At 53.1% G+C, this 13,722-nt stretch carries 12 protein-coding genes; 5 read left to right on the plus strand and 7 right to left on the minus strand.

What is annotated here, in order from left to right; genetic code table 11:
- Positions 1-26: 26 nt before the first annotated feature.
- Complete coding sequence (gene leuC, locus G8770_RS16945) at positions 27-1,439, plus strand: 3-isopropylmalate dehydratase large subunit (protein WP_167189563.1); 1,413 nt, start codon at positions 27-29, stop codon at positions 1,437-1,439.
- The gene (leuD, locus tag G8770_RS16950; RefSeq protein ID WP_167189566.1) at positions 1,436-2,053 is read left to right on the plus strand and encodes a 3-isopropylmalate dehydratase small subunit; all 618 of its coding nucleotides are present in this window, start codon (positions 1,436-1,438) and stop codon (positions 2,051-2,053) included. The genes leuC and leuD overlap by 4 nt, the downstream gene beginning before the upstream one ends.
- Positions 2,054-2,137: 84 nt before the next feature.
- On the opposite strand, the gene G8770_RS16955 is transcribed toward leuD, so the two are convergent.
- Complete coding sequence (locus G8770_RS16955; protein ID WP_167189569.1) at positions 2,138-3,325, minus strand: CaiB/BaiF CoA transferase family protein; 1,188 nt, start codon at positions 3,323-3,325, stop codon at positions 2,138-2,140.
- Positions 3,326-3,519: 194 nt separating this feature from the next.
- Here G8770_RS16955 and G8770_RS16960 point away from each other — a divergent pair, with 194 nt between their 5' ends.
- Positions 3,520-4,464, plus strand: coding sequence for a hydroxymethylglutaryl-CoA lyase (locus tag G8770_RS16960; RefSeq protein ID WP_167189572.1), 945 nt, complete (start codon positions 3,520-3,522; stop codon positions 4,462-4,464).
- A gap of 93 nt (positions 4,465-4,557) precedes the next feature.
- On the opposite strand, the gene G8770_RS16965 is transcribed toward G8770_RS16960, so the two are convergent.
- From G8770_RS16965 to G8770_RS16990, 6 genes are all read right to left on the minus strand, one after another.
- Entirely contained in the window at positions 4,558-5,061 is a 504-nt protein-coding gene (locus G8770_RS16965) for a flavin reductase family protein (protein WP_167189575.1), read from the minus strand.
- Positions 5,062-5,084: 23 nt separating this feature from the next.
- Positions 5,085-6,056: a hypothetical protein gene (locus tag G8770_RS16970; RefSeq protein ID WP_167189578.1), complete on the minus strand. Its 972-nt coding sequence runs from the start codon at positions 6,054-6,056 to the stop codon at positions 5,085-5,087.
- Positions 6,057-6,205: 149 nt separating this feature from the next.
- Positions 6,206-7,192: an alpha/beta hydrolase gene (locus G8770_RS16975; RefSeq protein WP_167189581.1), complete on the minus strand. Its 987-nt coding sequence runs from the start codon at positions 7,190-7,192 to the stop codon at positions 6,206-6,208.
- Between the two features lie 48 nt (positions 7,193-7,240).
- Positions 7,241-8,062 carry a red chlorophyll catabolite reductase gene (locus G8770_RS16980; RefSeq protein ID WP_167189584.1) on the minus strand — a complete coding sequence of 274 codons (822 nt, stop codon included), beginning with the start codon at positions 8,060-8,062 and terminating at the stop codon, positions 7,241-7,243.
- 185 nt (positions 8,063-8,247) lie between these two features.
- Positions 8,248-8,853, minus strand: coding sequence for a hypothetical protein (locus tag G8770_RS16985; RefSeq protein ID WP_167189587.1), 606 nt, complete (start codon positions 8,851-8,853; stop codon positions 8,248-8,250).
- Between the two features lie 51 nt (positions 8,854-8,904).
- The gene (locus G8770_RS16990; protein ID WP_208022322.1) at positions 8,905-10,266 is read right to left on the minus strand and encodes an MFS transporter; all 1,362 of its coding nucleotides are present in this window, start codon (positions 10,264-10,266) and stop codon (positions 8,905-8,907) included.
- A 207-nt stretch (positions 10,267-10,473) separates the two neighbouring features.
- Between G8770_RS16990 and G8770_RS16995 the strand changes: the two genes are divergently transcribed.
- On the plus strand, positions 10,474-12,189 hold the full coding sequence (locus tag G8770_RS16995) for a nitrilase-related carbon-nitrogen hydrolase (protein WP_208022323.1): 1,716 nt from the start codon (positions 10,474-10,476) through the stop codon (positions 12,187-12,189).
- Positions 12,190-12,288: 99 nt separating this feature from the next.
- The gene (locus G8770_RS17000; protein ID WP_167189590.1) at positions 12,289-13,722 is read left to right on the plus strand and encodes an aldehyde dehydrogenase family protein; all 1,434 of its coding nucleotides are present in this window, start codon (positions 12,289-12,291) and stop codon (positions 13,720-13,722) included.

Here is a 13,722-nt window from a genome sequence, read left to right on the forward strand (position 1 = left end):
AGGAAAAGGCATTGGCGGAGCAGCCTATGAGTCAAACTCTTTTTGAAAAACTCTGGCAACGTCATCTGGTCAGTGAACTGGATGGTGATACTGGATTACTCTACATCGATCGGGTATTTCTGCATGAACGCACCGGCTCTATTGCTTTAAAGAGTCTGGAAAGTGACGGTCGTCAAGTCAAAAGACCGGATCAGGTGTTTTGTGCCATGGACCACATCGTCGATACACTGCCTGGTCGCAATGACGAGACGCTCGTTCCGAGCGGTAAGAATTTCATCCAGACCACGCGTCAGGCGGCCCACGCGGCTGAGATCCAGTTGTTTGATATTGACGACCCGCGTCAGGGCATTGTGCATGTGGTGTCCCCGGAGCAAGGAATCGTTCAACCGGGATTGACTCTGGTCTGCCCGGACAGTCACACCTGCTCCCAAGGGGCATTGGGCGCTCTGGCTTGGGGCATTGGGTCCAGTGAAGCGGAGCATGCCCTGGCCACCAAGACGCTGCGGGTTAACAAACCCAAAACCATGCGCGTTCGGTTCGACGGCAAGCTGGCCGACGGTGTCACGGCCAAGGATATGATCTTGCATTTGATTGGTAGCTACGGTGCTGCAGGAGGCAGTGGTTACGTGATCGAGTTCGCGGGAGCAGTGATTACCGAGCTCGACATTGAAGCGCGTCTGACGTTGTGCAATATGGCCGTTGAATTCTCTGCATTTACCGGGCTAATTGCGCCGGATAGCAAAACCTTTGCCTACCTTCAGGGACGACCTTATGTTCCGGCCGGTGAGGCCTGGGGGCAAGCTGTTGCCGATTGGCAAACGCTGTACAGTGATGAGCAGGCCGAGTTTGATCGTGAGATTGTGGTCGATTGCACGGAAATTGCCCCCACCGTTACCTGGGGGACGAGTCCTGAGCATGCGCTGGCCATTACCGCCAGCGTGCCTGATCCTGGCGGCGAAGCGGATGTTCATCGAAGCCAGGCGATGACAAAAGCATTGACCTACATGGGATTAAAACCGGGAGATAAACTGACAGAGTTGGCCATTACCGGTGCCTTTATTGGTTCGTGTACCAACAGCCGCATCAGTGATTTGAGAGTCGCCGCCAACATTTTAAAAGGCCGGCAAGTGGCCGAGGGCGTAACAGCCATTTGTGTCCCCGGGTCGAGCCTGGTCAAGCGACAGGCTGAAGCCGAAGGTCTGGATAGTGTCTTTAAAGCAGCGGGTTTTGAATGGCGAGAATCGGGTTGCTCCATGTGTTTTTTTGCCGGTGGCGAAAGTTTCGGGTATCGAGAGCGTGTGGTGACGAGTACCAACAGGAATTTTGAGAGTCGGCAGGGCCCTGAAACCCGTTCACATCTGGCCAGTCCTGCTACCGTTGCTGCTTCTGCGGTCTTAGGTCGGCTGGCCGATGTGCGTGAATTGGAGAAGCGTATATGAAAACTTTCACCCAACATCAAGGCGTCGCCGCACCGCTGATCCGCAATAATGTCGATACCGATGCGATTATCCCTTCCAGAGAGATGAAACTGGTTTCCAAGCAAGGTCTCGGTGAAGGGTTGTTTGCCGGCTGGCGCTATTTGAACCCGGCCGAGCGGCAGGTCAATCCAGAGTTTGTTCTCAACCAGGCGGCGTATCAGAACACCAGTATTCTGCTGTCGGGTATGAACTTTGGTTGCGGCTCATCCAGAGAACACGCGGTGTGGGCTTTAAAGGAATTTGGTATTCAGGCGGTGATTGCTGCGTCATTTGGCACCATCTTTTATAACAACTGTACTCGCAATGGCATATTGCCCATTGTCTTGCCTGAGCAGGCAATAGATCAACTGATGAAGGATTGCTCTGATGATCCTCAAATCAACCAGATTAATATTGACCTGCCTGGCCAGCAAGTGCTGTCGCCTTCAGGTGCTCACTGGCATTTCGACATTGAAGCTGCCCCAAAAGAAATGTTGGTAGAGGGATTGGACCCTATCGCTTTGACCTTGAAGCAGGCCGATCGCATCGAGAAGTTTGAAGAGCGTTACCAGCAGCAATTTCCCTGGCTGCAATAAGCGGCGAGCGCGAACGATAAAAAAAGGGGCCTTAAGGCCCCGAACGAGAGAACGTATTGCTACGTGATAGTGGCTATCACCGAATTAAAAAGATTTAATAATTTGCTTTTCCAGCAGTTGCTCAATCTGTTGATCATCCAGACCCAACTGCCGCAGGGTAGTTTTTGAATCTTCGCCTTCTTGTGGAAGATCGTGATGCAAGCCGGGGCGAACACCGCTCAATTCCAATGGCAGCGCCGGCAGTTTGGTTTTACTGCCATCTACCAGGGTAATATCCAGCAAGCCTCCGGCATTCAGGTGAGGGTCTTCAAACAGATCGGCGGGCTTGTTGATTGGCGCAAATGGAACACCGGCACGGTCCAGTCGTTGCATCAGAGTTTGTTTATCGAGAGATCTAAACAGCTCATTAACAACAGGAAGAATTCTCTCGCGCTGTTGAACGCGATCGTTGTTTTTGTCCAGGCTTTCATCATTAAGAAACGCGATGAGTTCAAACTCTTCACAGAATTTTTTCCAGAGCGTGTCGCTGACAACACCGACAAATACCCGCTCATCGTCCTTGCAGTAAAAGATGTCGTACACGGACCAGGCGCTGCGACGAATGGACATGGGAGGTGGCTCTTCACCCGATACCGCTTGCTGGGCCATGTGCTGACCCACCATAAACGCCGTCGTTTCGTACAGTGAGCTGGTTACATGCTTGCCTCTGCCGGTGAGGTGACGCTCATGGACGGCAGCCAGCACACCAATCACACCAAACATGCCGCCAGCGATATCAACCACCGAAGAACCGGCTCGCATGGGGCGATCAGGAAGACCGGTCATATAGGCCAGGCCGCCCATCATCTGTGTGACTTCGTCCAGTGCAGTGCGGTGTTGATAAGGGCCTTTTAAAAAACCTTTCAGGGAGCAGTAGATCAGGCGGGGATTAAGAGCCTGCATGTCAGCGGGCCCAAAACCGAGTTTGTCCATGGCGCCAGGGCGAAAATTTTCGATGAGGATATCCGCCTCGGCAATCAGTTTAAGGGTTATGGCTTTACCTTCATCAGACTTCAGGTCAATGCACAAACTTTTCTTGTTGCGATTGTACATGGGGAAATAGCCGGCACCGGAACCCTTGAGGCGACGGGTATTATCCCCCCCAAGCGGCTCAATTTTGGTGACATCGGCGCCTAAATCGGCAAGTACCACTCCGGTGGTGGGACCCATCACCATATGAGTAAATTCGACAACCTTTAAGTCTTGCAGGGGGAGTTGTGGTTTTTCAGTCATGGACGAATCCTGTTGCTCTTGTTGGGTGGCCTCAATTACAATGTCTATATGATATAACAATATACCAAATAATCAATAGGCTGATCATGATCTCCTCGCATTGAGTAGCGGCGCAAGGCAGTCAGGATTGGCAATATGAACATTTCCAATGTCGCGCATCGGTTGATGACGTTGTCAGTAATCCAGAGGAACTTATGTCGAAATTTGATATTGAAATCAGTGAAGTCGGGCCACGTGACGGCCTGCAAAGCATTGCACCGATTATGACCACTGCAGATAAAAAGCGCTGGATCAAGGCGCTGGCGGACAGTGGCATACCGGAAATTGAAGTGGGTTCTTTTGTGCCGGCCAAGGTGTTGCCACAGCTGGCGGATACTGCGGAAATTACCCAGTTTGCCAAAACCATTCCTGATCTCACAGTAGCCGTGCTGGTACCGAACCTGCGTGGTGCTGAAGGTGCGATAGCGGCCGGCGCTGATAAAATTACCATTCCCCTCTCAGTCAGTGAAACCCACAGTCTGAAAAACGTGCGCCGCACCCACGAGCAGATGCTGCAAGAGGTTCGGGAAATTCGGGCTTTAATCGATACCCTGCCCGTGGCGGAGCGCCCCAAGTTTGAGGGCGGCCTGTCGACGTGTTTTGGTTGTACGCTGGAAGGTAATGTGCCGGAAGACAAGGTGGTTCGCATTGCCGAGGCGCTGATGGAAGCGGGTTGTGATGAAGTGGGCTTATCCGATACCACCGGGTTTGGCAGCCCGCTTCAGGTCCGACGCCTGACACAAAAGGTATGGGACGCTGTGGGCAAGCAAAATCTCACGGGTATCCATTTGCACAATACCCGAGGCCAGGGGCTGGCCAATGCTCTCGCCGCGGTTGAAGTGGGGTTAACGACGGTGGATGCCTCGATGGGAGGCATCGGTGGCTGCCCGTTTGCACCGGGAGCCAGCGGCAATATTATTACCGAAGATCTGGTGTTCTTGCTGGAGTCCATGGGGCTCAAGACGGGCATCAATTTTGAAAGAATGATGATTGCCCGCGAAATTCTGCAACAAGCTTTACCCGGCAACATTGAGTTGTACGGTTTCACGCCCGATGCTGGCTTGCCCAAGGGCTTCGCCATGGCCACGCCGCAATTCTAAAAAAAACGTCGTCACCCTGAAGAGCAGTCCGGCACTGACACAAAAAAACCTCGACCTTTTGGGTCGAGGCTTGGAGCTGAATCAAGATGAGATTCAGTTAGCCGCTGCAAATGCCTCGATAGAGGCATAACGACCTTGGTGAAACAGCAGCGGATTACGCTGCTGGTGATCCATATGAACGACGCGGCCGACAATGATGATATGATCGCCACCTTCATAACGATGCTCGATCTGGCATTCCAGCCGGGCACAATACTCCGTTAATAACGGGGTCTGGTTCGGGCTCATTTCACAGTCAATACCGGAAAATTTGTCGATGCCTTTGCTGGCAAAGCGCGATGAAATATCAGCTTGTTCTTCACTGAGTACGTGTACGGCAAAGAAGTCGCAGTTATTGAAAGCCTCAAAACAGCCGGTGTTCTTGTCAATGCTCCAGAGAATAAGGGGCGGGGTAAGCGACAAGGCATTAAAACTGCTAACGGTCATGCCGACCCTGTGGCCCTGCTGATCCATCGTTGTCATGACCGTGACACCGGTGGCAAATTCACCCAACACCTTGCGAAAGGTTATGGGAGAAATTGTGGGGGTGTTGTTCATGGTATTGATCCTGTGATTGAACATTAATCGATGTAGTTGGCGCCCAGAATAAGATCACCTTGCTCCCAGCGTAATACACCAAACGTCATGTATTTTTCTTTATGCGATTCCTGGAACTGCCAGGCGCACACGTAAGTGTGGTTCTCATCTATCTGGGTTTCGCGAGACCACAGTTTAAAGGCTTCACCGTAGACGTGGCGAATCGAATACAGGTAGCGACCGTAGGACATGCCATTGCCAAACATGTGTGGACCATGGTACTGGTGATGATTGCCGTTGCGGGTACGCATCGTTGTCCAGCGACGGTTGATTACGCCTTCAATTTCAATGGTTTGTTCAGAGTGCAGCAGATTAATAGGCTTATGATGAATGGTGACCTGGTTATGACCAATCAATTCCTGCTCAGCGTTGTAGACCTCAAACTCACCGCGCAGTACACCCGCGTGTTTGACGGGCAAGTTGTAGGGGCGCTTGCCGTCGAGGGTTTCCTGCTCAAGAAATTTGTCTACCTTGGTTTGGGTGTCTGGATTGGTGGCCATATCGTGAGTTACTACGTAGAGCCCGTTAAACACGCCTATCAGGGTATCGCCTTCAAACAGTTGCGATGAGTACACCTGCATACCCAGGTCCGGTACAACATGGTTCATGGTGCGTAAATTGACGTTCCAGCCCGGTGAAAAATAATTAGAGTCCACCAGCAGGCCAAAGGGACGGCCACTGCCGATAAAATCCGGGCCTGTATAGATTCGATCCTGATCAGAATCTATCACCCCAAAATCAAAATTACTGCCCAGCTCAAAGCGATCGTTTAAGGGGCCAGTGGCATCAAATTTGGTGTCCATCCAGTAGTTGGTGCGACCGTCAATATGTTCACTGGCACGAGTAACCTTGTTGTACCCCACGTGGGTGCCGTCGGCTTCAAACAGTGATGGCCGGCCATGCCATTCGCCGTCGATGGACTGTTGCCAGTTGCTGGGTTTTTTGTCTGCAGTCATAGCGCTGTTCCTTAGAGTCAATGGTGTCCACATGATGTGTATGGAACCATTGTCTCGATTTGCCCGAAAACTACCTTGCTAATTGTCAATTTTGTTGATGTGTGATCAGGAAGTATCGGCGGGCGCGATTTTTCTGAACTTAAGCAAGGTTATTTACGTTGGTATAAAGAAACCAGAGGATGCGAAGTAAGCAGGTTTTGCAGCTCGCTGCCTTCGCCAGTGATAATGTGTTCAATAAACAGTTGCAGGGTAGTCAGCAACAAGTTGCGGTGATCGGCCAGGGACTGATTGGATTCTGGATTTAAAAACCCCAATCCGGTGGTGTCGTCTGGCGGGTAAACTGGCATTAGATGAGTGGCGTCCTGGATTAAGACTAACCAGTTTTTGCCGTCAAGGGGGGGCATGACCTGCTCAAAGGTTTGCACAATGCGACTGGCTTGACGTGCCGCGTTGTCTTCAGGGTTACTGCCACTGACGTTGCTGATTTCAATTTCCCGGGTGCCGCCAATCAACAGAGTTGGCACCCGACCGGGCAGGGGCAGGTAACTGTTTTCACCCCAGCCGAGCATTGGGTTGGCGGCGGTCGACGCGCCGTAACTGAAGCAGCCACAGACCCCGCTAAACCATTCCGGATTGGCATTCAGTATCGCCATCAGGCCGCCAGCGGAATGGCCTCCTAAAATAATCTGTTCGAGATTGAGACAGCCCTGTAGCGGACCTTGTTGTTGCTGGCGCTGCAGGTAATCCAACAAGTGTGTTAGCACCGTTGAAGAGCTTGACTGACCGAGGGTATCGGGCAGCATCGCCGGCAGGTTCAGACCAGGACTGCTGAAAATGCTGCCGGGCATTTCTTCGGCCATAAACTGATAGCAAAGCGTGGCAATACCACACTGGCCAAGAGCTTCGGCCAACCAACGATAGCCAGCGGGATCTATGTTCATGCCAGGCATGAAAATAACCACGGGAAAGGGAGCTTGTTGACGATCAGCTGCAAGCATGCCGAACTGTTGGGTGGGGTTGTGTGGGTCTAACTTCGCGGGGTAATAAAGTTTCAGCTGGACGCTGTTGTAAGGGGCTTGGGCTTCAGGAATGACGATGGTGTCATAGAAAGCACGGGTCATAAGATTGGGGGGCATAGTCTTGTTACCTCCCTCTGCCAGCGAAAGCTGGCAGAGGGACCGAATTTAGTTGCCGAGTGGACGTGGCAGGGTGCGGTTGCCGCCCCACAGAGTTGTTACCATTTCTTCTGCATTGGCTTTGCCAAACAACTTGTCGGCCAGGTTGTTGGCTGGGTCGCGAACACAAATATTGCGACGAATACGCTGATCGCGATCAGATAATTGTTGGCGAATCTCGACCGGTGTTTTTTCCGCCTCATCGACCCACTTCAGCCAGCGATCCAAACGGGAGTGGGCGATGCGTTCGATTTTATCCAGTAGCTCCAAATCATGTTTGGCGGTGTAACCCACTGCGGTTGGAGTCATGGCTACTCGGGTGAAGAGGTCGCGACTGATAAAGGGGTTAAACCGGTGATCGGCTTGCAGGTCGAGAAATTCTTCATTCACTTCTGTGTAGTAGCGATCGACATAGTCGATGTTACTGACTAGATCCACTCGTGGAATATAATCCATGTACATAAACAAATCGGGTACTGTGCCCAGGGCAAAACCGAAGTTGGGTACCAGATATTGGGGGCCCAGACTGATGGTGATGTGCATATTGGTAAAACTGGATTCCGGAGAACCAATAAACGAATGAATGAACCAATCGATTTCTTCACCGCTGTAGGCTTTCAGTGAACCTTCTGCACCTTCTTTGCTGGCAGCAATGTCCCGATAGTCATGGAACTTGTTGCTGCATGGGTCGAGAGTCAGCGTAAAACGCTCATCAATTTTTTTACGCATGGTTTCCAGAATGGACCACAGGCGTTCAAACATTTCGCGGTTGTCTACATTCGGGTTTTGTTCAACCAGATCAATAATGGGAGTTAAAATTCTTTCGCTCATGGGGTGTCAGTCTCTTGTTTTAACGGTGTGACAGCCGTTTACGGCGGATTGTGGTTAAGGGAAATATTATGTCTGCAACGATTGTATAGAGAACTGCGGTTGCTGAAGCATGATATTTGTCAATAAACACGGGGTTCAACAGCTGGCAAATGACTGTTACCAAATGCCAGCTCTAATACCACTGTTCAGTCATCGGCCAGATGTGACCATATGCTGGCTTTAAACGGTGGTTCATGCACAGGACCTTCAATTCCGCGAGGATCAATGGGGTGGCGCCGGTCGCAGGTTGGCAGCAGTCGGGTGCCGTGTGCAGTGAGCGTGCGTGTCGCCACGCCGTCGCGATACAGGACGGTGTGGCGAATGCGCTGACCCGGAGCGGTGAGGACAATAAAATCAGGTTCCATATAGGTGTTGCAGGCCTCATTCAGGTGCAGGGCGTTGAAGGTCAAAATACCAGGCCCCCCTGACACACCGACATTTTCGTAGGCACCGGGGCCCAGCGAATCAAACACCAGAATATCGTCTCGCATCCTGCCGGTAAAGGTTTTGGCTACTGGCTCCCGGCCGCGGAAGTGGACATTGGTCAATCGAAGTTGATACCCGTCAAAATCGATATAAACCAGATTGTCAAATGGGCTGGGACCCGGGGTACCGCTGCCGGCGGCTGTGTCATTGCCCAGTGGGGCGCCATCCAGGTGATAGGTTTCCACGTGGTCGTGCCAGGTACCGCGCATTAGCATCAAATTATAACCAACAGATCCAACCGGAAAAGTGGGGTAGTTATCGTTCATTGTTCAGCCTTGTTGCGATTGATCATTTATCCGTGAGAGGTTCAGCTATCTCTATACACTGGCCGTTTCCAGGCCACCATCGAGGTTGTCAGTGACGCTCAGGGGCTTCACCCGGCCTTGAACAAACATGGCCCATACCAGCACTATGAAGGCGACACCGCCAAACAGCACAAACGGGGCAGAAGGTCGCCACAGGTCATAGAGATAACCCCCAACAACGCTGGCCGCTAGTATGCCTACAGCACCGCACATGGTGAAGAACCCGATCGCGGCTCCGCGTATCCTGGCTGGCGTTTGTTGAGCGATCAGCACGCCACTGGTGATGATGCAGCCAATTTCTCCGAGGCCAATAAAAATGGCGCACACCAGCATGCCACCAGAGAAAGGGTTGTGGATGAAATAGGTTGAGGAGTAGCCAATGGCAGACACGGTGAGCGCAATCATGAGAGCGTGGACACGGTTCATCTTGTCACTCATCAGGCCGAACAAGGGGGCACCCAATAAGGCACAGCCCTGCGCCACCCCGACGATTGTGCCGGCCTGGGCGAGAGCTTCAGCGCGCCCCAGCTGTAACACGCTGGTGCCGTAGTTGGTGATCCAGAGGGTAAAAAAGGTACCGACAATCATCAAGTTACCTCGTGCCAGGAACGAGGCCCCGTAGGCCAGGGCCACCCCGGGATCCCGGGCGGCCAACAGACCATTGCGAGCAGAGCTCAGCAGGCTCTGGTGAGGGCCGTTGTCTGTCTTCTGGTGGGGTTTTAACCCCACCAGCATCACCACCGAGGTCAACAGAATGATGACCGCCACCAGGTCGTAGGTTTTATACCCCGCCTCCTGAGCCGTCAATCCTTGCTGTTGAAACAGGGCTGGAAGCTTCAGCAGCACAAACACCGCAATCATGGCGCCCACGCCGTTCATCACGCCCAGCAAACCGGTGGCCTTACCGCGACTCTTGTCGCTGGCGTAATCTGCAACAATGGTGACCACCATGGCGGTGACGGCAGCAATGCCGACGGAGTAGAGCAGACGATAGGCCAGCAGGTAGTCCAGGTTCTCTGCCCTGGGGTATAAATAGGTGCCAACTGCCATCAGGGCAAATCCCAGTGTGGTGACTGGCTTGCGCCCAAAACGATCCGACAGCGGGCCAAAAATGGCTACCGATAGGATGATGACGATTTCTGCCCAGAAGTTCAGCATACCGCTCACGAGCCCGTGGCGGCTTTCGGGGATGGCGAGAAATTCGGTCAGAATAAACGGTTGGCTTTGTGGAATAAAAGACGCCAGCATGATGCTGCACAGACAGGCGAAGTAGAAGGTCAGCATATGTCGACCAGCAACACCGCTGTTCAGTTCGATACCAAGAAAGCGGTTGCCGGTGTTTATCGGTCCGCTGGTTGCATGGGGGGTGGGCATGTTCAGTTCCTTCCATCTAGGGCTTTGTTGATCTCGATTGTAAGGCCCACCCTCAGAAGGCAAAGCGCTTCCGGCACAAAGAATTGACAAATGTGGTTTTCGACTTCGAATTTATAGAGTATTCATAAAACCCAGTGTGAATGGGTATATCCCCAGTTTGCCCGAACCGTGAAATAATCCAGTAATAACCGATGAGTTTTAAGGACAATGATGTATAACAAGATACGTGTGGCGGCAGCCCAATTCCATGTTGGCACCGATGTGGCTGACAATCTGTCGACAACCTTGCGAATGCTGGACCAGGCCAGTCAGGTGGATCCCCAGTTGGTGGTTCTGCCAGAGTTTTGTAATCATTTGTCCTGGTACGACGGCCCCGAGCACTGTTATGACGTGTCAGTAGCGTTGGACGGACCTTTTTTACAGGCAATAGCGAATAAAGCCCGCGAGTTGGGTATTTATGTGGTGGTTAACTGCACAGTGCAAAGGCCTGGTCAGCGTGCGACAGGCAGCAGCCTGTTGTATTCGCCTGCCGGAGAGTTGCTGGCCGACAACACCAAACAAATTTACATTGGTCATGAAAACGATTTTCTCGATCGTGCGACAGAGCCTGGCCCCATCGTTGAATTGCCGTTTGGTCGGCTGGGTTTTTATGCCTGTATGGACGGTGTGATCAATGAGACTCCCCGCGGTCTGGCATTGCGCGGTGCCCAACTGTTGTGCAACAGCCTGAATTCTTTTGCCAGTGACGAAGGTTCGTTGCACATCCCGGTGCGGGCGGCTGAAAACAAAGTGTTTGTGGTGGCGGCCAATAAAATCGGACCCCTGGTGCCGGAGGAGATGGTGGGGGGGATCAGTGAAGCTACCGGGATTCCTCCGCGTTTTCTCGGTGGTGCCGGCGAGAGTCAAATTGTTGCTCCCAGCGGCGAAGTACTGGCGCGGGCCTCGCTGGATCAGGAAGAGGTGATCTATGCCGATATCGACCTGTCCGAGGCTGACAACAAAACCCGGCCCGACGGTACCGATGTGTTCAAGGCGCGGCGACCTGAGTTGTATCGCCCCATTGTTGAGAATCCCGTCAATCAACCTGAAGCACCCTGGACTCAGGTTGGGCAGCTGCCAGCCGCGATTTTGGCAACAGCCAGTGACGGCGAATTAATGTTAAAGGAGCTGGCCGATGCCCTGTCCTCAGGCAGCTTGGCCGATGCCGCCTGGGTGGCGTTGCCGCCGTTGTTGTCGGCCGAGCGTATGGCGAGGGATCCCAGGGCGGCGATGGAGTTCTCGCAGGAAGCGTTGGCCGAACTGCAGAGTCTGGCACAGCTTCATGATCTCTATCTGTCAACCTCGCTGGTGCTGGCGGATGAGCTGGGCCAGCCGCAACACTCGGCGATCTTGATGGGCGCCGCTGGGATCTGCCTCAGGCAGGGGCAAATCCATCACAGTGAACGCTTCGCCTGGTCATCCCTGGTCAACGACATTTCTACGGTGGAGTTGGCAGTCGGCCGTTTGGGGCTGTGCTTAAGCGACGACAGTATTTACCCTGAAACTTTCCGCCTGATGGCCATGGCCGGTGTGGAAGTGGCGTCAGTTCCCCTGCAGGCACTTGAATCGTGGGAGTTGTCCACCGGTTTGTTGGAGAGAGCGGCGGAAAATCGCATCAATCTGTTGGTGGCGACTTCCAGCAGCGCTCTGGGCAATCCGTTTGCCGCAGTACTGCAGCACGACTTCACTGTCATGACACCCTGGCAGGAGCGCCCGTTTGATGGTCTGTTAAGTCAGCCGGAATATCGCCCCGTAGCTGCAACTGACTCGTTTATGACTGTCAGCTTGCATCCTTCTGCAGCCGCCAACAAAGAAGTCTCACGCAACACCAACTTGTTGCGCAATCGTCCCTGGGACTTGTCAGCGGCGATTGCTGAATACTGAAGGTGTATTTTGCGATTTGTCATTGCTGTGGAAAGACGCTTGGCTCAGGATTTGTGTCAGTGAATATTGATGAATTTTCGTAAGTTGGGGACGCGAACAATGAATGAATACGGACTGATTCTGGCTGGCAAATCACAGCCAAGTCTCGGTAATGGATGGTTCGAAGTACTATCCCCTGTTACCGAAAAACCAATCGCTCGGGTTGCTCGTGCCGGTGAAGCGGACGTTGATTTTGCCGTGCAAGCGGCCTGTGAAGGTTTTCGGATTTGGTCTGGGTTGGCACCCAAAGCGCGCGAGGCGGTTTTACTTAAAGCGGCTGACATTGTTGCGGCAGAAGGCGAAGCACGATTTCTTGAATTGCTGATTGAAGAGAGCGGCTCAGCGATCACCAAGGCCCGCAATGAAATTGTTTATACCGTCGATTTACTGCGCACCGCTGCTGGAGAAGCGCGCCGCTTGTACGGTGACACCTTTCCCAATGACAACCCGCAACGGCTTTCCATGGTGTTTCGCCAACCGTTGGGGGTGGTCGCTGTGGTTTCTCCTTACAACGCGCCACTGGCGTTGTTGGCAAAAATGGTGGCTTTTCCTGTAGCGGCGGGTAACAGCGTCGTGATCAAGCCGTCGGAAGAAACGCCGTTAGTGGCTCTGGAATTTGCCAAGGTGCTGCTTGAGGCGGGCCTGCCTGAGATGGCCATTAGCGTATTGCCCGGATTTGGCCAGGAATGTGGGGCGGCGCTGGTGGCCCATGCTCAAATAGACTGCATTGCCCTGACGGGGTCGACTCAGACCGGCATTGCCATTGGTCAACAGGCGATGCAACAGATGCGGCCAGTGCAACTGGAATTGGGCGGCAAAAGTGCCTTATTGGTGTTGGCAGACTGTGATCCGGTCAAGGCCGCGCAGATTGCCGCGCAAGGTATTTTTACCCATGGTGGTCAGATCTGTATGGCCAACTCCCGAATTGTGGTGGAGCGCAGTATCAGTGAGGCATTTCTGGCCGCGCTGAAACAGGTTGCAGAAACCTTGTCCATCGGTGATTTGCGGGATGAAGCCACCCTTTATGGCCCACTCATCAACCGGCGTGCGGTGGACAAGGTGCTCACCCACATTCAGCAGGCGCGAGAGTCCGGTGCCCAAGTGTTGACCGGCGGACATGTGGTTGAAGGATTGGTGATAGCGCCCACTGTACTCATTGAGCCACCCAGAGCTCATGGTATTTGGCGGGAAGAAAGTTTCGGTCCGGTCACCAGTGTGGCAATTGTGGACGATCTCGACGAGGCCATTAGGGTTGCCAATGACAGTGAATTTGGGCTGTCGGCGGCGGTTCTGACCCATAACATCCAGTGGGGATTTCGCGCCGCGAAAGAAATTCACGCCGGCAGTGTACACATCGGGATGCATTCCTTTCAGAGCAATGCCCTGGCCCCCATCGGTGGCAATGGTCTGTCGGGTGTAGGTCGCAGCGGCGGCAAATACAGTACCGAAGAGTTTACCGAGTTGAAGTGGGTGAGTGTGGAGCTCGGAGTGTGA

Source organism: Pseudomaricurvus hydrocarbonicus, assembly GCF_011602365.1.
GTDB classification, from domain to species: domain Bacteria; phylum Pseudomonadota; class Gammaproteobacteria; order Pseudomonadales; family Cellvibrionaceae; genus Pseudomaricurvus; species Pseudomaricurvus hydrocarbonicus.

What these genes read in the sequence shown, in the direction of transcription:
- G8770_RS16990 (WP_208022322.1), bottom strand. Translation starts at nt 10,266, where the DNA reads ATGCCCACCCCCCATGCAACCAGCGGACCGATAAACACCGGCAACCGC.
- G8770_RS16970 (WP_167189578.1), bottom strand. Translation starts at nt 6,056, where the DNA reads ATGACTGCAGACAAAAAACCCAGCAACTGGCAACAGTCCATCGACGGC.
- G8770_RS17000 (WP_167189590.1), top strand. Translation starts at nt 12,289, where the DNA reads ATGAATGAATACGGACTGATTCTGGCTGGCAAATCACAGCCAAGTCTC.
- leuC (WP_167189563.1), top strand. Translation starts at nt 27, where the DNA reads ATGAGTCAAACTCTTTTTGAAAAACTCTGGCAACGTCATCTGGTCAGT.
- G8770_RS16980 (WP_167189584.1), bottom strand. Translation starts at nt 8,062, where the DNA reads ATGAGCGAAAGAATTTTAACTCCCATTATTGATCTGGTTGAACAAAAC.
- G8770_RS16985 (WP_167189587.1), bottom strand. Translation starts at nt 8,853, where the DNA reads ATGAACGATAACTACCCCACTTTTCCGGTTGGATCTGTTGGTTATAAT.
- G8770_RS16995 (WP_208022323.1), top strand. Translation starts at nt 10,474, where the DNA reads ATGATGTATAACAAGATACGTGTGGCGGCAGCCCAATTCCATGTTGGC.
- G8770_RS16955 (WP_167189569.1), bottom strand. Translation starts at nt 3,325, where the DNA reads ATGACTGAAAAACCACAACTCCCCCTGCAAGACTTAAAGGTTGTCGAA.
- G8770_RS16960 (WP_167189572.1), top strand. Translation starts at nt 3,520, where the DNA reads ATGTCGAAATTTGATATTGAAATCAGTGAAGTCGGGCCACGTGACGGC.
- G8770_RS16965 (WP_167189575.1), bottom strand. Translation starts at nt 5,061, where the DNA reads ATGAACAACACCCCCACAATTTCTCCCATAACCTTTCGCAAGGTGTTG.
- leuD (WP_167189566.1), top strand. Translation starts at nt 1,436, where the DNA reads ATGAAAACTTTCACCCAACATCAAGGCGTCGCCGCACCGCTGATCCGC.
- G8770_RS16975 (WP_167189581.1), bottom strand. Translation starts at nt 7,192, where the DNA reads ATGCCCCCCAATCTTATGACCCGTGCTTTCTATGACACCATCGTCATT.